At 63.1% G+C, this 18284-nt stretch carries 13 protein-coding genes and 1 pseudogene; 11 read left to right on the forward strand and 3 right to left on the reverse strand.

Going from position 1 to position 18284, the window contains the following annotated elements:
• Positions 1 to 157: 157 nt before the first annotated feature.
• From XaFJ1_RS16490 to XaFJ1_RS16110, 4 genes and pseudogenes are all read left to right on the forward strand, one after another.
• Positions 158 to 211 (forward strand): annotated as a pseudogene (locus tag XaFJ1_RS16490) (hypothetical protein); the annotation flags it as partial.
• Between the two features lie 159 nt (positions 212 to 370).
• On the forward strand, positions 371 to 3301 hold the full coding sequence (locus XaFJ1_RS06200; RefSeq protein WP_230598056.1) for a YadA-like family protein: 2931 nt from the start codon (positions 371 to 373) through the stop codon (positions 3299 to 3301).
• Between the two features lie 144 nt (positions 3302 to 3445).
• Positions 3446 to 4267: a CDP-diacylglycerol diphosphatase gene (locus XaFJ1_RS06205; RefSeq protein ID WP_012915817.1), complete on the forward strand. Its 822-nt coding sequence runs from the start codon at positions 3446 to 3448 to the stop codon at positions 4265 to 4267.
• A gap of 216 nt (positions 4268 to 4483) precedes the next feature.
• A complete protein-coding gene (locus tag XaFJ1_RS16110) occupies positions 4484 to 4810 on the forward strand; it encodes a hypothetical protein (protein ID WP_012915818.1) in 327 nt (108 codons plus the stop codon).
• 766 nt (positions 4811 to 5576) lie between these two features.
• Here XaFJ1_RS16110 and XaFJ1_RS06215 read toward each other — a convergent pair.
• The 3 genes from XaFJ1_RS06215 to XaFJ1_RS06225 are packed head-to-tail and all read right to left on the reverse strand — an operon-like array spanning position 5577 to position 8975.
• Positions 5577 to 7112 (reverse strand): pseudouridine synthase, encoded by a 1536-nt coding sequence (locus XaFJ1_RS06215; RefSeq protein ID WP_012915820.1) that lies wholly within the window; start codon positions 7110 to 7112, stop codon positions 5577 to 5579.
• Positions 7105 to 8010: an SMC-Scp complex subunit ScpB gene (gene scpB / locus XaFJ1_RS06220; protein WP_012915821.1), complete on the reverse strand. Its 906-nt coding sequence runs from the start codon at positions 8008 to 8010 to the stop codon at positions 7105 to 7107. Before scpB ends, XaFJ1_RS06215 begins: the two co-directional genes overlap by 8 nt.
• Positions 8011 to 8033: 23 nt before the next feature.
• On the reverse strand, positions 8034 to 8975 hold the full coding sequence (locus tag XaFJ1_RS06225; RefSeq protein ID WP_012915822.1) for a segregation and condensation protein A: 942 nt from the start codon (positions 8973 to 8975) through the stop codon (positions 8034 to 8036).
• A 360-nt stretch (positions 8976 to 9335) separates the two neighbouring features.
• On the opposite strand from XaFJ1_RS06225, the gene XaFJ1_RS06230 reads away from it, so the two are divergent.
• The 7 genes from XaFJ1_RS06230 to XaFJ1_RS06260 all read left to right on the forward strand — a co-directional run bounded on the left by XaFJ1_RS06230 (position 9336) and on the right by XaFJ1_RS06260 (position 18221).
• Positions 9336 to 9635: a YciI family protein gene (locus XaFJ1_RS06230; RefSeq protein ID WP_012915823.1), complete on the forward strand. Its 300-nt coding sequence runs from the start codon at positions 9336 to 9338 to the stop codon at positions 9633 to 9635.
• Positions 9632 to 9916 carry a BolA family protein gene (locus tag XaFJ1_RS06235; protein ID WP_012915824.1) on the forward strand — a complete coding sequence of 95 codons (285 nt, stop codon included), beginning with the start codon at positions 9632 to 9634 and terminating at the stop codon, positions 9914 to 9916. The genes XaFJ1_RS06230 and XaFJ1_RS06235 overlap by 4 nt, the downstream gene beginning before the upstream one ends.
• A 361-nt stretch (positions 9917 to 10277) precedes the next feature.
• Positions 10278 to 11858, forward strand: a complete 1581-nt coding sequence (locus XaFJ1_RS06240) for a glucoamylase family protein (protein ID WP_230596924.1) — start codon at positions 10278 to 10280, stop codon at positions 11856 to 11858.
• The gene (locus tag XaFJ1_RS06245) at positions 11855 to 13168 is read left to right on the forward strand and encodes a sugar ABC transporter substrate-binding protein (protein ID WP_012915826.1); all 1314 of its coding nucleotides are present in this window, start codon (positions 11855 to 11857) and stop codon (positions 13166 to 13168) included. The genes XaFJ1_RS06240 and XaFJ1_RS06245 overlap by 4 nt, the downstream gene beginning before the upstream one ends.
• Complete coding sequence (locus XaFJ1_RS06250) at positions 13165 to 14046, forward strand: carbohydrate ABC transporter permease (protein WP_012915827.1); 882 nt, start codon at positions 13165 to 13167, stop codon at positions 14044 to 14046. Before XaFJ1_RS06245 ends, XaFJ1_RS06250 begins: the two co-directional genes overlap by 4 nt.
• Positions 14047 to 14051: 5 nt before the next feature.
• Positions 14052 to 14888 (forward strand): carbohydrate ABC transporter permease, encoded by an 837-nt coding sequence (locus tag XaFJ1_RS06255; RefSeq protein WP_045757245.1) that lies wholly within the window; start codon positions 14052 to 14054, stop codon positions 14886 to 14888.
• A 168-nt stretch (positions 14889 to 15056) separates the two neighbouring features.
• Positions 15057 to 18221 carry a discoidin domain-containing protein gene (locus tag XaFJ1_RS06260; protein WP_425509569.1) on the forward strand — a complete coding sequence of 1055 codons (3165 nt, stop codon included), beginning with the start codon at positions 15057 to 15059 and terminating at the stop codon, positions 18219 to 18221.
• Positions 18222 to 18284: the final 63 nt, after the last annotated feature.

The following is an 18284-nucleotide window of genomic DNA, read 5'->3' on the forward strand; positions in this document are numbered from 1 at the left end:
TAGGCGTTCGCCCAATACGGCTTTTTTTTAGGCGTTCGCCCAATGATGAATTGGGGGCGATCCCATCGTCGTGGTGTCGGGAGAAATCTAATTTCTATGCACCTTCAGCGGGAGCATGGAAATGAACAGGGCATTCAAGATCGTGTGGAATCGTGTCATGGGCGCATGGGTGATCGTGTCTGAATTGGCCAAGACCAAGGCCAAGGGAGGGCGGCAGAAGCGGGCGAGCCATTCGCCGTTTCTTGGTTTGTGCTTAGCAACGCTGGTCTGCATTGTGAGTGCAGAAAATGAAGCGAGTGCTGCCATCTGCTACTGGTATCATGGCTGGGTATGCTCCGATGACCAACCGCAACCGGAAGATGTCACGGGCTTGAAGTACGTCCAAATCAACTCGACTGGGGAAGAAAGCAAGGCCAGTGGCACCGATAGCAGTGCGATGGGGCCGGCGGCGGCGGCTTATGGCGATAACGCCATGGCGTTGGGCAAGTTGGCTAAGGCCACCGGCGTCAACAGCACGGCGGTGGGCGTGGCTGCCAAAGCGGGTGGCCACAGCGCGCTGGCGTTGGGCAGTGAGAGCAATGCCAGCGGCATAGCCAGCAGCGCCCTCGGTTATAATGCCAACGCCAGCGGATACACCGCGACGGCGTTGGGCTTCAACACCAAGGCGTCGGGTCAAAGCAGTGTCGCGGTCGGTAGCTCGGCTAATGCCAGCGGCATAGCCAGCAGCGCCCTCGGTTATCAAGCCAACGCCAGCGGATACACCGCGACGGCGTTGGGCTTCAACACCAATGCGTCGGGTCAAAGGAGTGTCGCGGTCGGTAGCTCGGCCAAGGCCACCGACGTCAACAGCACGGCGGTGGGCGTGGCTGCCAAAGCGGGTGGCCACAGCGCGCTGGCGTTGGGCAGTGAGAGCAATGCCAGCGGCATAGCTAGCAGCGCCCTCGGTTATCAAGCCAACGCCAGCGGATACACCGCGACGGCGTTGGGCTTCAACACCAAGGCGTCGGGTCAAAGCAGTGTCGCGGTCGGTAGCTCGGCCAATGCCAGCGGCATAGCCAGCAGCGCCCTCGGTCATAATGCCAACGCCAGCGGATACACCGCGACGGCGTTGGGCTTCAACACCAAGGCGTCGGGTCAAAGCAGTGTCGCGGTCGGTAGCTTGGCCAAGGCCACCGGCGTCAACAGCAGCGCCCTCGGTTATCAAGCCAACGCCAGCGGATACAACGCGCTGGCGTTGGGTGACCGTGCCACGGCCGATCAGGCCGGTGCGGTGGCTCTGGGTGCGGGCAGCAGCACGGCGGCGACGGTGGCGACCACCGGTGCGACCATCAACGGGACCGCGTACAAATATGCGGGCAACGCGCCGACCAGCACGGTGAGCGTGGGCAGCGCCGGTCACGAGCGCACAGTGACCAACGTGGCGGCGGGCCGCGTGTCCGAAACCAGCACCGATGCGGTGAACGGTTCGCAGTTGTATGCGACCAACACCGAGGTGAGCTCGGTTGGAGGCAAGGTGACCGAGATCAATAAGACCTTGGAGAAACTGCAGCAAGGAACGGGCGTGAAGTACGTCAATACCAACTCCACCGGCGATGACAGCGTGGCGACCGGCACCGACAGCACGGCGATTGGCGTGGCCGCCAACGCGGCGGGTGACCGCACGTTGGCGATCGGCAAGGGGGCCAGTGCGCTCGGCGGCGATGCGGTGGCGCAGGGCAGTAATGCTTCCGCGTCCGGTCTGGGAGCGGTGGCGCAAGGCAGTGACGCCACCGCGTCGGGAGGCTACAGCGTGGCGCAGGGTGCTTCTGCGCAAGCTAGCGGTGCGGCCTCGATCGCGATCGGCGATAGCTCGAGTGCGCAGGCCAAGAACGCGGTCGCCATCGGCAGCAAGGCGGTTGCCAGCTCCACCGGCGATGTCGCCCTGGGGAGTGGCAGCACGACCAGTTCGGCCATTGCCACCAAAGGCGTCGTGCTCAATGGTCACAGCTACGCCTTTGCTGGCACCGCGCCGACCAGCACGGTCAGCGTGGGCAGCGCGGGCAACGAGCGCACGGTGACCAATGTCGCCGCTGGTCGTCTGTCCGAAACCAGTACCGATGCGGTCAACGGTTCGCAGTTGCATGCGACCAACACCGAGGTGAGCAAGCTCGACCATGCGGTCAAGAGTATCCAGGGCGGCGACGGTGTGAAGTACATGCGGGTCAATTCAAGCGGGGAAGATAGTGTTGCCACTGGTGCCGACAGCATTGCGATCGGCCCCGATGCGGTCGCCGGCAACGCGAATGACGTGGCGATTGGTGCGAGTGCTCGCACGGCGGCGACCACAGCGGTAGCATCGACGACCCTGGGCGGCTCCACCTACAACTTTGCGGGCAGCACGCCGGTCGGTGCGTTCAGCGTCGGTGCGGTGGGTGCGGAGCGGCAGATCCAGAATGTCGCCGCTGGCCGTCTAAGTGCCAGCAGCACCGATGCGGTGAATGGCTCGCAACTGTATGCCACCAACCAAAAAGTGCAAGACAACTCCAGCACGATTTCCACCTTGCAGAGTTCGCTGACCACCATGCAGGAGACGACCAGGAAAGGCGGTGCTTTCTCGGGTGGCAGCGGGACCGGCAGTAGTAAGGCCGAATCCAGTAGTGCTAGCAGCACTCCCGCGAATCAGGTGGTTCCGGTGGCCGTCGGCAACAACGGCACATCGGTGGTGGTTGGTCCGACGGCGACGGCCAGTAACACCAGCACCACGGCTGCCGGCAACAACAGTCAGGCCAGCGGTTTGAACGCAACGGCGATGGGCGCGGATGCGGTCGCTTCCGGTGCCGGTAGTGTGGCTGTAGGCAAGGGAGCCAAGGCCACGGAGGCCAACAGCGTCGCCTTGGGCCAGGGATCGGTGGCTGATCGTGCCAATAGCGTGTCGGTGGGTTCGGCCACCAATCAGCGCCAGATCACCAACGTGGCAGCGGGAACGCAGCTTACCGATGCGGTCAATGTGGGGCAGTTGAACGATGGGCTGAGCGGTGTGGTGGATTGGTCGCGCAACTACACCGATACCCGTGTGGGTCAGGTCGATCGGCGCGCCAGTGCCGGCGTGGCGGCGGCGATGGCGATGTCTAGCTTGCCGCAGGCGTACCAGCCGGATCAAAGCGCGGCGGGCGTGTCGCTGAGTTCGTTCCGCGGCGAACAGGCGATTGCAGTGGGCGTGTCGAAGATCAGCGAAAGTGGCCGTTACCTGTTCAAGGTCAACGCCAGTGCCACCACCCGTGGCGATGCCGGTGTGGCAGTGGGGGCTGGCATGGTTTGGTAAGCCGGGCTGTCGCCGGTCGGTCGCTGGTGTAATGCGCCGGCCGGTGGCCTCCCAACCACGCGTACAAGCGCGTCCACGGACGCGCTTTTTTGTTGCCGGCGGCGATGGTAGGAAGCCGGGCGACGGCGAAGAAATGTGTCGAAGATGAATATGTTCGGATACCGCGCGTTTGGCGTGATGGCGCTGTCGTTGATGACGGTGGGAAGCGCTCTGGCGCTGTATCGCCATCATGCAGACACAGTGTGGCGTGTCGTCCACCGGCAATGCGCGTCCGATGCGTCGTGCTCCGGGGAGGCGATGCCGTTCCGGGCCATGGACTTGGCGCAGGATTATGCCTTGTTGCAGGACAGGGACGGCCGGGCGCATGTCGTGTTGGTTCCGACCCGCCGAATTGTCGGGGTCGAAAGTCCGTTGCTACAACGGCGTGAAACGCCGAATTATTTCTGGCTGGCATGGCGCGCGCGCGGCGCGCTCTCGGAACTTCTGGGCAAAGCGGTTCCCGATACCGCAGTTGCCATTGTCGTCAATGCGCAAACGGCGCATTTGCAGAACCAGCTAGAACTGCACATCGCCTGCTTGCGCGCAGACATCCGTCAGCGACTGGCATCGGTGGGGGCGCACTGGAATCCGCGCTGGAGCGGATACTGGCTGCAAGGGCACCATTACTATTTGCGAACCTTGAGCGAAGAGGAGCTGATTCAGCGCAGTCCGTTCATTCGCTTGGCCGAGGAGCTTCCCGAGAATCCCGTCAAACTGGAACGCTACGGCTTGGCTTTGAGCAGGTTGCAGGATGGCCGTTTCGTATTGCTGGCATTACCGCGGACCTTGCTGGGTCGGGGGGCAACGTTGGGTGCGACGCGCGAACTGCAGGACGACACCTGTACGAGTGCTGGTACGCGCAGTTTTTCCGCTTCATCGAACTCGCGCGTGATGTGGCCGGGTGAACGCAGTGGCGTGCCGTGGTAAAGGGATCGCTAGGGTGCCGAATACCCGCCGACAGCTAACTCTGCATGCTAGTCGCTTGAGGTGTCATCCGCGTTTTTGGTCGGTGATGCGGGTCGCGTGCGGCTGGCGCCTGGGTTTCCAAAATATCTCGGCTTTGCTGGAGTTGCGCGAATGTAGCGCTGGTGCGTGCGGTGGTTGTGCGCGAGAATCTGCCGAGCGCGTAAGACCCCGGAGAAGATGCCGATGTTTCTTTACTCGCATGAGCCGCATCGAGGCGATGTGGCAATTGCCATGGCGGCCCTTGTTACGCTGATGTTCTGGCTGTTGCTGGTTCCTGTCGGGGCGGCTGCCGGGCCGGCGGTGGCGTCGTGCGCGGTCGACCGGTCCACATTGCTGGCCCTTGACCAGCAGCAGTTCGACCAGGATGTCAGCAATGGTGGCGGTGGTTGGCGTGCATTGGCGGCGCGGTCAGGCTGCGAACTGGCCGCTGCCGATTTGATCCGCGATTACAGGAAGTCCCATCCTCATTCGCCCGCCGATGTCGGGTTGCTCTACTGGCACTAAGGACAATTGCGCGCATTTGCTGGCGATAGCGCTGTGGCCATTGCGTTGATGCAGGCTGCCAAAAAGCCGCCGTCGCAGGATATCGCCGGTTGGAATCCTTATGTCGATGCAACCGTGGCGTTCCTGGTGCACGACTGCGCGGGATTCGCCAAAGCCACGCGTGCGCTGAAAGCCGTGCGGCTATCTGCGGACTTACCACCCCTACAGCATGGGATGCTGCACATGTCATTGCCCGACGGCCAGACGTTCGAAATACGTTGGCCACCGAATGCGGACGTAGTCGAGGGCTTGGCGCGTTGCATGGACCGGCCTTATAGCGTTGCCTATGGGCCCGATTGCCGGCCGCACAGCGACCGAGGCAGCTCCTTCCCATGATGACGCAGCCGCACATGCACGTCGTGGCCAGGTGCGATCTTTTTGATGGGTGACAGAGAGAGGCCGGTGCTGCCCGATGGATACGTGATGCGGTTTACCGTCTGCGCTTTCGGTATCGCAACTGACCACGGTCGCTAACGTCGCGATCTCCCGTTGCGTGCGCTTCGCTTCGTTGCTTTGCTTGCGCGGGCGAGCCGGTGTCGGGCAACGATGCGCCCAATGCACGATGCAATGCGAACGCGGCCAGATGTGCGTTCATCACTTTCTACGCATTTCCGCTTGGCGGTCGCGGGCGGTGGCGTCGATCGCGCGCGCCGCTCAAAAAGAGCGCCGTTGCGCAGGCACTCTTGATGATGTCGGTGCTTAGGCACCTGCGCCAGTGCCTGGAGACTCAGCGGCCGCCGCGCGGGCCGTGGTTGCCGCCGCCCGGACGCCCGCCACCGGGGCGGTTACCAGCCGGGCGACCGCCTGGGCCGCCCGGGCCACGCTTCTGCCCGTCGGCGCGGGGGCCGGCTGGACGCGGGGAGCGCGGTGCGGCGCCGTAGGGGCTGAAACCGGGATTGGCGTGGTCGGACGGGAAGCTGGGTGCATTGCCTGGATGTCCGTAAGGATGCGCCTTGCGCTGGCCTTGGCCCTGATTGCGGCTTTGGCCGGCACCCGCGCCGGCACCGGCCGGACGCGGCTTGGCATAGGGACGCCCCTGGCCTTGCCCTTGCCCCGTGCCGCGACCACCTGGGCCCGCGTTGCGGTGCCCGGTCGGGCCGGTGCTGACGCCATCGGGGACGTACCAGGTGCGGAAGGCGGCGGGATTGCCGTCCGGCAACGGCTTGGGTCCCTTCGGGGTGCGTTGTTTGAATGGTTTTTGCGCCTGCTTGGCGGCCATTTCGCCGCTTACGGTCAGCCCGCCGTGCGGTTTCTTGCCGCCGCGACCGCGGCCACGGTCTTCGCGGAAGGTGTCGAAGCGGCGCAGTTCGCGCCCTTCGTCGGCGGCGTTATGGCCGTTGACGTAGGCGTTGCCGCCGCGCCCCACCTGCACGACGGCCTTGGCGGCCTTGCGTTGGCCGATCACCGGTTGCAGGGTCAGCGCCGACGGCGTGCCTTCTTCCAGCTTCAGTTCGGCGCGTAGCGCCTCGACTTTGTCCTGCGCCAGTTCCATGGATTGTCCGCGCAATACTTCGCGCGGCAGCGCCACCTTGCCGTAGCGGGTACGCTTGAGTCGGCTGACCTGGCAACCCTGCGATTCCCACAAACGGCGTACTTCGCGGTTGCGTCCTTCCTTGACCACCACCCGGAACCAGTCGTGCGAATCGGTACCGCCGATGCGTTCGATTTCGTCGAACTTGGCGCTGCCGTCTTCCAGCACGACTCCGCGTGCGAGGCGCTCGATCATGCTGTCCGGCACGCTTTCCTCGCCTTCCGGGGCGCGTACGCGCACCACGTATTCGCGTTCGATCTCGTAGGAGGGGTGCATCATCGCGTTGGCCAGTTCACCGTCGGTGGTGAGCAGCAGCAGGCCGGTGGTGTTAATGTCCAGGCGGCCGATCGCGATCCAGCGTGCGCCCTTCAGCGCCGGCAGTGCCTCGAAGATGGTGGGGCGGCCTTCGGGATCTTCGCGCGTGGTCACTTCGCCTTCGGGCTTGTTGTAGATCAGCACGCGCGCGGGCTCGGTCAGCGCACTGGCGACAAAGCTGCGTCCGTCCAGTTCGATCCTGTCTCCGCTCTTGATCGACATGCCGGTCTGCGCGACTTCGCCGTTGACCTTGACCAGGCCGTCGGCGATGCGCTGTTCCAGCGCGCGGCGCGAACCCAGCCCAGCCTGGGCCAGGACCTTGTGCAGGCGTTCTTCCAGTTTCGGCTGCTCGGCGGCGCTCGCGTCGCGTTTGAGCGAGAGCGTGTTCAACGACAGCTTGCGGGGGGTGTCACTCATTTACTTGGCTCCGGTCGGCGCGGTGCGCGTCGGCCTGTGGTTCGGAATCGGTATCGTCAACAGCCACGGTCGTCGTCGCGACGGCGTTGTCTTCGGCTTCGTTCGCATCCGCCGCGCGCTCGCCCGGCGCGGCTTCGGGTTTGCCCGTCGGGGCGGTATCGGAAATCCATGCGGTCGGCGCGTCGGCGTCGGCGGCATCTGGAACTGATGGTGTTGCGTTGTCGTTCCCGGTGTCGGTATCTGCGCTGGGCACCGGCGTGGTGTTGCCGGCCGTTGTCGATGCCGTTTGGGCGTTCGCATCGGTGCTGGCCTGGGCCATGTCGCCGACCGGTAGCGTGTCGCGATCCAGCGGCAGCTGCGGCTCCAGTTCGCCGATGTCCTTGAGCTCGGACAAGGGCGGCAATTCGTCCAGACGTTTGAGTCCGAAGTAGTCCAGGAATCCTTTGGTGGTGCCGAACAAGGCGGGCTTGCCCGGCACGTCGCGGTGGCCGACCACACGGATCCACTCGCGCTCTTCCAATGCTTGGATGATGTTACTGCTCACCGCCACGCCGCGCACTTGTTCGATCTCGCCGCGGGTGATCGGCTGGCGGTATGCGATCAGTGCCAGGGTCTCCAGGGTGGCGCGGGTGTAGCGGGTCTTGCGTTCGGTCCACAGCCGCGCCACCCAGGCATGCACGTCGCTGCGCACTTGGTAGCGGAACCCGGAGGCGACTTCGACCAGTTCCACGCCACGGTCTTCGCAGGCTTCGCGCAATTGTTCCAGTGCGCGTTCGATGCTGCCGGGCGGGGCGGGCTGGTCTTCGGGAAACAGGCCGTGCAGCTGCACCAGCGGCAGGGGCTGGTTGGCGGCGAGCAGGGCGGCTTCGACGATGCGGTTGATCAGCGCTTGATCCATGCGTGGGTGGGTTCTTGGTGGACTCAGGGGGCGGCGTCGGCGGTGTCGCTGTCGTCGAACTCGCTGTTGAACTGCAGTGGTGCGTTGGTGTTGCCCAGTGCCAGCGATTTGACGTAGATCGGCGGCAACGGTGGTCGTTCGGTGGCGTCTGCTGGGACATGCGCCAGTGGCTCTTGGACGATGTCCAGCAACTGCTCCTTGGCCAGTTCCAGTAAGGCGAGGAAGGTGACCAGCACGCCCAGCTTGCCTTCCTCGGCAGTGAACAGCGATTCGAAACGGTGGAACTTGCCGTCGTCCAGACGGCCCAGCACGTCGCCCATACGCTGGCGCACGCTCAAGGCTTCGCGCTTGATCGCGTGGCCGCTGAATAATTCGGCACGCTTGAGCACGTCGTACAGCGCCAGCAGCATTTCCTTCAGTTCCACCGGCGGCGGCAACTTCACGGCGGTACGGTCGGGTACGTGTGCATGTACCACAGTGGTGTCGCGGTCCTGCCGCGGCAGCGCATCAATGTCTTCCGCCGCTTGCTTGAAGCGTTCGTACTCCTGCAAGCGCCGGACCAATTCCGCCCGTGGATCCACCTCTTCGCCGTCTTCCACCGGCGGGCGGGGCAGCAGCATCCGCGATTTGATCTCGGCCAGGATCGCGGCCATCACCAGATACTCGGCCGCCAGTTCGAAACGCAGTTCCTGCATCACATTGATGTAGTCCACGTACTGTCGGGTGATCTCGGCGACGGGGATGTCCAGGATATCCAGGTTCTGCCGGCGGATCAGGTACAGCAGCAGGTCGAGCGGGCCCTCGAATGCGTCCAGGATGACTTCCAGGGCATCCGGCGGAATGTACAGATCCTGCGGGATCTGCAGCACCGGTTGCCCATGCACCACCGCCAGCGGCATTTCCTGCTGCTGTGGGGTGGTCGTCTGGATTGGCGGGTTCGCGTCTAGCGCGAGTTCGGAGGTCATCGGTTGGACAATCGGTGTTGCGGTAGCGAAGGGCAGGGCAGGGACGACCTTGCGCAGCTCCTTGCCGGCAGTAGTGCGGTTTATGGCGCGTCGCCCCCGCAACGCGATCCCTGATTCAACAAATAACATGACGCACGCCACGTGTGTCGTGGCGGCGGAACAACGGAGGAGGACGTCTGCGCGGGTGGTGTCAGGCAGCGAATTGGCCGTCGGAAGGGGGCTTGAGTGGCCAGCTACCGACGGGACGCTGCATCCGGCCGCGTGCAATGGTGCTAAGGGTAATGCGCCGGCAGGGTCGGTGTCCAGCGTTGCGGCGGTAGAATTTGTCGATGTTCGGTGAGCAACGAAGGCAGGTAGCGGATGTGGTACGTGATCGAGGGGTACGATGGAGAGGAAGCGTTGCCACGGCGCGCGGCGGCACGGCCGGCGCATTTGCAGCGGCTGGTGGCGCTTCAGGAGGCCGGACGCCTGCTGTTGGCCGGGCCGTGTCCGGCGATCGACGCAGAAGATCCGGGTCCTGCCGGCTTCAGCGGGAGCGTGGTGGTGGCTGCGTTCGACTCGTTGGCCGAGGCGCAGGTTTGGGCGCATGCCGATCCGTATGTCGCGGCCGGCGTCTATGCGCGAGTCGAAGTGCGGCCGTTCCGCAAGGTATTGCCATGAGTCAGGTGGCCGCAGACCGGGTCGAGCGGATCCGCGAGGCGCTGCAGACGGCGTTCGCGCCGTTGGCGCTGGAGATCGAAGACGATAGCCACCGTCATGCCGGGCATGCCGGTGCGCGTGATGGTCGTGGTCATTTCAATGTGCGCGTGGTCAGCGCCGCTTTCGCGGGCATGGGACCCCTGGCCCGGCACCGCGCAGTGTATGCCGCGCTAGGCGACATGATGCAGACCGACATCCATGCGCTGTCGATCCGCGCCGAGGTTCCGGGGGCTGGGGGCTGACATTACGTCTGGACTGGGATGCGGCCGCTCGTCGGCACTGCAGCGTTCTGAACAAGCCAGATCATGATGTCGCGGGCCTGTCGCCGAGATCGGTTCGACGAATTTCAAAGTGGCTAACAAAACGTCGCCAGTCGCTGCCTGGCGGGCACCACGCCGTGCGATATCATGCAGTACGACCCGTATTCCACGTTGGACGATAAGGAATTCAACCTGGCTATCGACAAGCAATGCGACACTGCGGCCCAAGCTTGCCAGTGGCGTTGCACTGGTTGTGGTAAGGATGGTGTGTGGTGCAGGTAAACGTATACGGGGTGGCACGATGAGGCAAAAACGCAGTTCCGCACGCATTTTGCTGCTCATGATGGCGGCAGGCGTGTTGTTGACGTCGTGCAAGAAAGCCGAGGAACCGAAGCTGGTGCAGAAGAAGCCGGTCCAGGTGATCCTGATCGAGGCGCAGCTTCCGCCGAAACCGGTGAAGCCAGAGTTGCCTAAGCTATTCAGCGACATCGAGCGGCGCACCTTCCAGTTTTTCTGGGATACCACCAACGAAACCAACGGACTGACCCCTGATCGCTTTCCGTCGCGTCCGTTCGCCAGTATTGCTTCGGTCGGCTTTGCCCTGACCGCCTATCCCATCGGCATCGAGAACGGCTGGATCAGCCGCAAACAGGCGGTGGACCGCACACTGACCACCTTGCGTTTCTTCCGCGATGCCCCGCTGGGGCCGCAGCGCACCGGCAAGGCGGGCTATAAAGGCTTCTACTATCATTTTCTGGACATGCAGAATGGCCGTCGCTATGACAGCTGGGTGGAGCTGTCCAGCGTCGATACCGCCATGCTGATGATGGGCGTGTTGTTCGCGCAGTCTTACTACGACGGCGATGATGCCAGCGAGAAGCAGATCCGTGACATCGCCGATACGTTGTACAAGCGTGTGGAATGGGGCTGGTTGCAGCAGCGCGAGCCGTTGATCTCGATGGGGTGGTTTCCGGAGAGCGGCTTCATCAACCACGATTGGACCGGCTACAACGAAGCGATGATGCTTTACGTGCTGGCGCTCGGTTCGCCGACCCACTCAGTCAGCCCGGATGCGTGGACGCTATGGACGCGCACCTATAACAATGACTGGGGCGTGTATTACGGGCAGGAGTATCTTTCGTTCGGCCCGATGTTCGCGCATCAGTACAGCCATGTCTGGATCGATTTCCGCGACATCCAGGACGAGTACATGCGCGAACGCGGCATCGATTACTTCCTCAACAGTCGCCGCGCGGTGCTGGCGCAGCGTGAGTACGCCATCGCCAATCCGATGAAGTGGAAGGACTATGGCGAGAACGTGTGGGGGTTGACCGCCAGCGATGGTCCGCAGAATACCGAGCAGGACTACCACGGCGATCAGCGTCAGTTTCGCCATTATTCCTCGCGCGGCGCGGGCCTGCGCGAGAACTTCGACGATGGCACCCTGGCGCCCACCGCTGCGATTGCCTCGCTGGTATTCGCGCCGGAGGTGGTGATTCCTGCTGCCGAGGAAATGCACAAGCGCTATGGCGACTTCATCTACTCCAGCTATGGCTTCCTGGATTCGTTCAATCCCAGTTTCAACTACGATATTCCGCTCAAGACTGGGCGGGTCGTTCCCGGTCGTGGTTGGGTGTCCAGCGATTACATCGGCATCGATCAGGGGCCGATCCTGGCCATGATCGCGAATTACCGCAATGAGTTCGTCTGGAACGTCATGAAGAAGAACAAGTACATCCGGACCGGGCTGGAGCGCGCTGGTTTCAGTGGCGGTTGGCTAACCCCGGACGGTGAGGCGCAGTCGGTGCTGAAGAAGGACGAACAGGCCGCCAAGGCCAGGGAGATCGGTATCGCCGAATCGCGCGCCGCCCCCGTACAGGCATCACAGAATTCCGTGCCGCGTCAGTCACACAATCCCAGATGAGTGCGCCGCGCACGATCCTTCGTTGGCTGCTGTTGTGGTGGCTGGTGATGGCGTTGTGCGGTTGCGCACGTGCGCCGCAAGGCGAGGTGCTGCGGTTCTGGGCGATGGGGCGCGAGGCCGAGGTCGTGGCCGAATTGATCCCGCAATTCGAACAGGAAAACCCCGGGATCCACGTGCAGATCCAGAATATTCCCTGGACCGCCGCGCACGAAAAGTTGCTGACCGCCTTTGCCGCCGACGGCTTGCCGGACGTGTGCCAGTTGGGCAATACCTGGATTGCGGAGTTCGCCGAGTTGGGCACTTTGCAGCCGTTGCAGCCCTACGTGGCCCATTCCAAGATCGTGGACCCGGCCGACTATTTCCCTGGCATCTGGGACACCAGCGTCATCGACGGTCAGCTCTATGGCGTGCCGTGGTACGTGGATACGCGTCTGCTGTTCTACCGCAAGGACATCCTGCGCGCGTCTGGCGTGGAGACGCCGCCGCGGACCTGGGCCGAGTGGGAACAGGCGATGGCGGCGGTGAAGCGGCACGTCGGGCCGAAGCGCTATGCGATCTTGATGCCGCTCAACGAATTCGAGCAGCAATTGTCGCTGGGCCTGCAATGGCCCGATCCGCTGCTGCGCGACCACGACAACTACGGGAATTTCGAAAGCCCCGATTTCCGCAAGGCACTGGCGTTCTACGCCAATATGTTCGAGCGCGGCTGGGCACCGAAGATGTCCGAGACCCAGATCTCCAACGTGTGGGATGAGTTCTTCAATGGGCTCTACGCGTTCTACATTTCCGGACCTTGGAACATCCGCGAGTTCCGCCAGGTCGAACCCGCGGCGCTGAAAGACCAGTGGGGCACGCTGCCGTTGCCCGGTCCTGACGGTCCCGGCGCGGGCATCGCCGGTGGTACCAGCCTGGTGATCTTCCGTAGGTCCGAGCACAAGGACGCGGCGTGGAGGCTGATCGAATTCCTATCGCGGCCACAGATTCAGGCACGCTTCCACGCGCTGATTGGCGACATGCCCCCTCGGCGTAGCACTTGGGCGTATCCGTCGTTGGCCGACGATCCGCTGGCGCATGCATTCCGCGATCAGCTGGAACGGGTCAAGCCGGCGCCGAAAGTGCTGGAATGGGAACGCATCGTGCAGGAAATGCGTCTGGCCACCGAACGTGTGGTGCGTGGTGGCGAACCGCAGGACAAGGCGATGCGAGAATTGGACGAGCGTGTCGACGAGATCCTGGAGAAACGGCGTTGGATCCAGCGTCAGCAGCTTAGGCAGGCAGCGACCGCACCGGCCGCAGGAGCGGCGCCATGAAGCGCGGTTCCCTGGTCGGCTGGCTGTTCGCAGGCCCGGCGCTGATCGTGATCGGCGTGTTCTTCGGGGTGCCGGTGCTGTCGGCGTTGCTGCTGAGCCTCACCGATTTCGATCTGTATGCACTGGCTGACCGCCACAACTTGCGTTTCGTCGGTGTCGGCAACTATCTGGAGTTGCTGCAGACACCGATGTTCTGGAAGTCGCTCTGGAATACCACGTATTTCGTCATCGTTGGCGTACCGCTGTCCATTGCCACCTCGCTTGGCGCGGCGCTGCTGCTCAATGCGCCGGTGGCGCGGTGCAAGGCGCTGTTCCGCACCGCGCTGTTCGCGCCGGTGGTGACCACGCTGGTGGCGGTGGCGGTGATCTGGCGTTACCTGTTCCACACCCGCTACGGCCTGGTCAATTATGCGCTGGCACACGTGGGCATCGGCCCGATCGACTGGCTCGGCGACCCGCACTGGGCGATGCCGACCATTATGCTGTTCGCTGTCTGGAAGAACTTCGGCTACAACATGGTGATCTTTCTCGCTGGCCTACAGGCCATTCCGCAGGATCTGTACGAGGCGGCGCGCATCGATGGCGCATCGAAGTGGCGGCAATTGCTGCATATCACCCTGCCGATGCTGGGGCCGGTGTTGTTGGTGGTCGGGGTCATCACCGTGTCCGGCTACTTCCAGCTGTTTGCCGAACCTTACGTGATGACGCGCGGCGATCCGCTGCAAAGCACGGTCAGCGTGCTGTATTACATGTTCGAGGAGGGCTTCAAGTGGTGGAACCTCGGCCGCGCCTCGGCGGTGGCGTTCCTGCTGTTCCTGATCATCCTGGCAGTGACGACGGTCATGCTGCGTTTCGGCCGCAAGAAGGACTTGGTATGAGTGGCATGAGCCGGGAGATCGGTGCTTCGCGTTGGCATGCGCTGCTGGTCAATGGCGGGCTGCTGCTGCTCGCCGTGTTCAGCCTGACGCCACTGTTGTGGATGGTGTCGGTGTCGTTTATGCCGGCCGGGCAGGCCAGCCACTTTCCACCGCCGTTATTGCCCAGTGGCGCCACGCTGGACAACTATGGCGAGTTGCTCGCGCACACCGGTATGGCACGCAATTTCGCCAACAGCCTGTTGGTGTCGTGCGCGATCACGCTAAGCTCGCTGCTGATCAATACTATGGCTGGCTACGCCTTCGCCAAATTACGTTTCGTCGGCAAGGAGCGGATCTTTCAGGTGCTGTTGGCGGCGTTGGTGATCCCAGCGCAGGTGGCGATGCTGCCGCTGTTCCTGTTGATGAAGCAATTGCATCTGGTCAATAGCTTCGGTGGCGTGGTGGTGCCGGCGCTGGCGACGGTGTTCGGCATCTTTCTGGTGCGCCAGTATGCGCGTTCGATCCCGGACGAGTTGCTGGAAGCGGCGCGCATCGACGGTGCTGGCGAACTGCGCATCTTTTTCCAGATCGTGTTGCCGATGCTCAAGCCTGTGCTGGTGACGTTGACCATCTTCACTTTCATGGCCGCATGGAACGACTTTATGTGGCCGCTGATCGTGTTGACCGACCAGGAACACTACACCTTGCCGGTGGCATTGGCGGCACTGTCGCGCGAGCACATCATGGACGTGGAAATGATGATGGCCGGCGCGGTGGTGACGGTGATTCCGGTGCTGGCGTTGTTCCTGGCGCTACAGCGCTATTACATCCAGGGCTTGCTGCTTGGTAGCGTGAAGGGCTGAGGCGCAGCGCTTGTTTCCATCGGTGCGCATAGGCAAGCACACGCCATCTGCTACTCGTCGCCACAGGTGGGAACAGTGGCCGAGGGCTTCCCTCCATCGGCCTTTAGGCTGTGGTGGTCAGGCATGAAGCGCAGCGGCGCTCAGGTAACGGAAGCAGGATAACCAGACATGAGAGGTGCGATGCGCAATATGGCGGCTGTAAGGACAGTGTTGGCGATTTGTGGCCTGATGGCGGTGCATGCCTTCGCTGCGCCGCCGAGTGCGCCTGTGACGCTGGACAGTTTCAATAATCTGGACAACTGGCAGATCGTCGCTTCCAATCAGGTCACTGCCTCCACCCGACTGGTTCAGGCACCCGGCGGTGGCCGGGCCAAGGCCGTGTGTCTGGACTACGATTTCAACGGGGTGTCCGGCTATGCCAGCATCCGTCGAGCGTTGTCGATCGAGTACCCGGACAATTACCAGTTCGCGTTCCAGTTGCGGGGTGATTCGCCGCGCAACGACCTGCAGTTCAAACTGATCGATGCCAGCGGCGACAATGTGTGGTGGGTCAACCGACCGCGCTACGATTTTCCCACGCAATGGAGCCCGGTTAGTTTCAAGAAGCGGCAGATCGCCAAGGCCTGGGGACCGAGTCCGGAAAAAGAACTCAAGCGCAGCGCGCAAATCGAGTTCACCATCTACAACCAGGCTGGCGGTGCCGGCACGGTGTGCTTCGATCAACTGCGTTTGATCCCGTTACCGCCGCAGGATACCTCGCCGTTGACGGTCAAGGTCAGCACCGACACCGCACCGGCATTGAGGCAGCGGATTGCCGACGGCAAGCCGGATACCGTGTGGTACAGCGGCAACGCCAAGACCCAGACGGTGATGCTTGACCTGGGCAAGGTGCGCGAATTCGGCGGTGCCAAGGTGCAGTGGGCGCCTGGTGTCTATGCCTCGCGCTACAAGGTGCTGGGTTCGATCGACGGAAGCAGTTGGCGCGAACTGCGCGCGGTCACTGCTGGTAACGGGGGTATCGACTGGCTGGCCCTACCGGAAACCGAGGCGCGCTACGTGCGCTTCGACCTGGAGGACGGCCCCAGCTTTCACTATGGCATTGCCGACATCGCGCTGCAGCCGCTGGCGTTTGCAGCGACGACGAACGACTTCATCAAATCGGTGGCGGCGCAATCTCCTCGCGGTTGGTTCCCGCGTGGCTTCAGCGCAGAGCAGCCGTACTGGACCATCGTCGGCCTGGATGGCGGTCGCGAACAAGGCTTGATCGGCGAGGACGGCACGATCGAAGTGGGCAAGGGTGGCTTCAGCATCGAACCGTTCCTGTTGCTGGATGGCAAGCGCCTGAGCTGGGCCGACGTGAAGGCCGCGCAGAGCTTGCAGGACGATTACCTGCCCATTCCCCACGTGGACTGGCGCCACGACAACGCCGCATTACGCGTGACTGCGTTCGTGCAGGGCGAACCGGAGCAGTCGCAGCTGGTGGCGCGTTATCGGCTCAGCAATCCAAGCAAACAGGCGCACGATTACACCTTGGCGTTGGCGGTACGTCCGTTCCAGGTAAACCCGCCCAGCCAGTTCCTTAACACGCTCGGCGGAGTCAGTCCGATCCGTGCGCTGGCGTTCGACGGCACGCAGGTGCGGGTCGATGGCCAGCCGCGGGTGTTCGCGGTTCAGAAGCCAGACGCAGCCTATGCCACCGCGTTCGACGCCGGAATGGACATCGAACGATTGGCTGCCGACAGCAGTGGTTTGCCGCAGCAAGCGCAGGATCCCGACGGGTTGGCTTCCGGGGCACTGCTGTACCGTGGGCGTCTGGCGCCGGGCGAGGTGCGCGAGGTGGCGTTGGTGATCCCGCAGACTGGGCTGCATGTGCTGCCGCTCGGCTTCGATGCGGCGCGTGCGCAGCAGCAGGTGGCGGCGCAATGGCACGAAAAATTGGATCGGGTGCAATTGCACGTGCCTGCGCAAGGCAAGGCCCTGGCCGATACGCTGCGCACGGCACTGGCGCACATACTGATCTCGCGGATCGGGCCACGCCTGCAACCGGGCACGCGTTCGTATTCGCGCAGTTGGATCCGCGACGGCGCGATGATTTCCGACGCCCTGTTGCGCCTGGGACGCGCCGATGTGGTGCGCGACTACCTTGCCTGGTACGCGCCCTACCAGTTCGACAATGGCATGGTGCCGTGTTGCGTGGACGATCGCGGTAGCGATCCTGTGCCGGAGAACGACAGCCATGGCGAGTTGATTTTCGCCATCGCCGACTACTACCGCTACAGCGGCGACCATGCGTTTCTGGAGCAAATGTGGCCACACGTGCTGGGCGCGTATCAGTACATGGAGCAACTGCGTTTGAGCGAGCGGACCGAGGAAAACCGTGCGCGCAATCCGGCGTTCTACGGAATGATGCCGGCGTCGATCAGTCACGAAGGCTATTCGGCCAAGCCGATGCACGCCTACTGGGACGATTTCTGGGCCTTGCGCGGCTACACGGATGCGGCAACGCTTGCCGCCGAGTTGGGCCGCAGCGAGGATGTCGCCAGTTTGTCCGCTGCGCGCGACCAGTTCCGTGAGGATCTGGATGCGTCGCTGCAAGCTGCGACGCAGCAGCACCACATCGATTTTCTACCGGGGTCGGCTGAACTGGGCGATTTCGATCCTACTTCCAGCACCATCGCGTTGGCGCCGGGTGGCGAGCAGGTGCGATTGCCACCTGCACTGTTGAATGCCACCTTCGAGCGTTACTGGGGCGAGTTCGTGAGTCGCCGTGATGGTCAGCGCGCGTGGAAGGACTACACCCCATACGAGTGGCGTAATGTCGCCGCGTTCGTGCGGCTGGGCTGGCGCGAGCGCGCCTGGGAGGCGACCACGTTCTTCTTCAAGGATCGCACGCCGCCTCCCTGGAACCAGTGGGCGGAAGTGGTCTCGCGTACCCCGCGCACGCCATTTTTTCTTGGCGATCTACCGCACGCCTGGGTGGCCTCGGATTTCGTGCGTTCGGCGCTGGACATGTTCGCCTACACCCGCGATGGCGATGACAGCTTGGTGCTGGCGGCAGGTATTCCGATCGACTGGTTCGACGGCAAAGGCGTGTCCATCGAACAACTGCGCACGGCGCATGGGCTGCTGAGTTATCGACTGCGGCGGCATAAGAACCGCTTGGTGTTGAATGTTTCCGATGGCATGCGTATCCCTAGCGGTGGCCTGGTGCTGCCTTGGCCGTACCCAGGCGAACCTGGCCGGACCGAGGTTAATGGTGCGTCTGCGCAATGGGAGCGCGGTGAATTGCGTATCCGCACGTTGCCGGCGGATGTGCAGATCGAGATGCGTTAAAGCCGAGGCTTTTGTGGTGTGGAAATTCGGAATCGCAAGTGCCGATTAGAATCGGCGAGGGTG

The organism is Xanthomonas albilineans (assembly GCF_009931595.1).
Classification (GTDB): Bacteria; Pseudomonadota; Gammaproteobacteria; order Xanthomonadales; family Xanthomonadaceae; genus Xanthomonas_A; species Xanthomonas_A albilineans.

What these genes read in the sequence shown, in the direction of transcription:
- XaFJ1_RS06260 (WP_425509569.1), top strand. Translation starts at nt 15,057, where the DNA reads ATGAGAGGTGCGATGCGCAATATGGCGGCTGTAAGGACAGTGTTGGCG.
- XaFJ1_RS06245 (WP_012915826.1), top strand. Translation starts at nt 11,855, where the DNA reads ATGAGTGCGCCGCGCACGATCCTTCGTTGGCTGCTGTTGTGGTGGCTG.
- XaFJ1_RS06225 (WP_012915822.1), bottom strand. Translation starts at nt 8,975, where the DNA reads ATGACCTCCGAACTCGCGCTAGACGCGAACCCGCCAATCCAGACGACC.
- XaFJ1_RS16110 (WP_012915818.1), top strand. Translation starts at nt 4,484, where the DNA reads ATGCCGATGTTTCTTTACTCGCATGAGCCGCATCGAGGCGATGTGGCA.
- XaFJ1_RS06230 (WP_012915823.1), top strand. Translation starts at nt 9,336, where the DNA reads ATGTGGTACGTGATCGAGGGGTACGATGGAGAGGAAGCGTTGCCACGG.
- XaFJ1_RS06240 (WP_230596924.1), top strand. Translation starts at nt 10,278, where the DNA reads ATGGCGGCAGGCGTGTTGTTGACGTCGTGCAAGAAAGCCGAGGAACCG.
- XaFJ1_RS06205 (WP_012915817.1), top strand. Translation starts at nt 3,446, where the DNA reads ATGAATATGTTCGGATACCGCGCGTTTGGCGTGATGGCGCTGTCGTTG.
- XaFJ1_RS06215 (WP_012915820.1), bottom strand. Translation starts at nt 7,112, where the DNA reads ATGAGTGACACCCCCCGCAAGCTGTCGTTGAACACGCTCTCGCTCAAA.
- scpB (WP_012915821.1), bottom strand. Translation starts at nt 8,010, where the DNA reads ATGGATCAAGCGCTGATCAACCGCATCGTCGAAGCCGCCCTGCTCGCC.
- XaFJ1_RS06235 (WP_012915824.1), top strand. Translation starts at nt 9,632, where the DNA reads ATGAGTCAGGTGGCCGCAGACCGGGTCGAGCGGATCCGCGAGGCGCTG.
- XaFJ1_RS06250 (WP_012915827.1), top strand. Translation starts at nt 13,165, where the DNA reads ATGAAGCGCGGTTCCCTGGTCGGCTGGCTGTTCGCAGGCCCGGCGCTG.
- XaFJ1_RS06255 (WP_045757245.1), top strand. Translation starts at nt 14,052, where the DNA reads ATGAGCCGGGAGATCGGTGCTTCGCGTTGGCATGCGCTGCTGGTCAAT.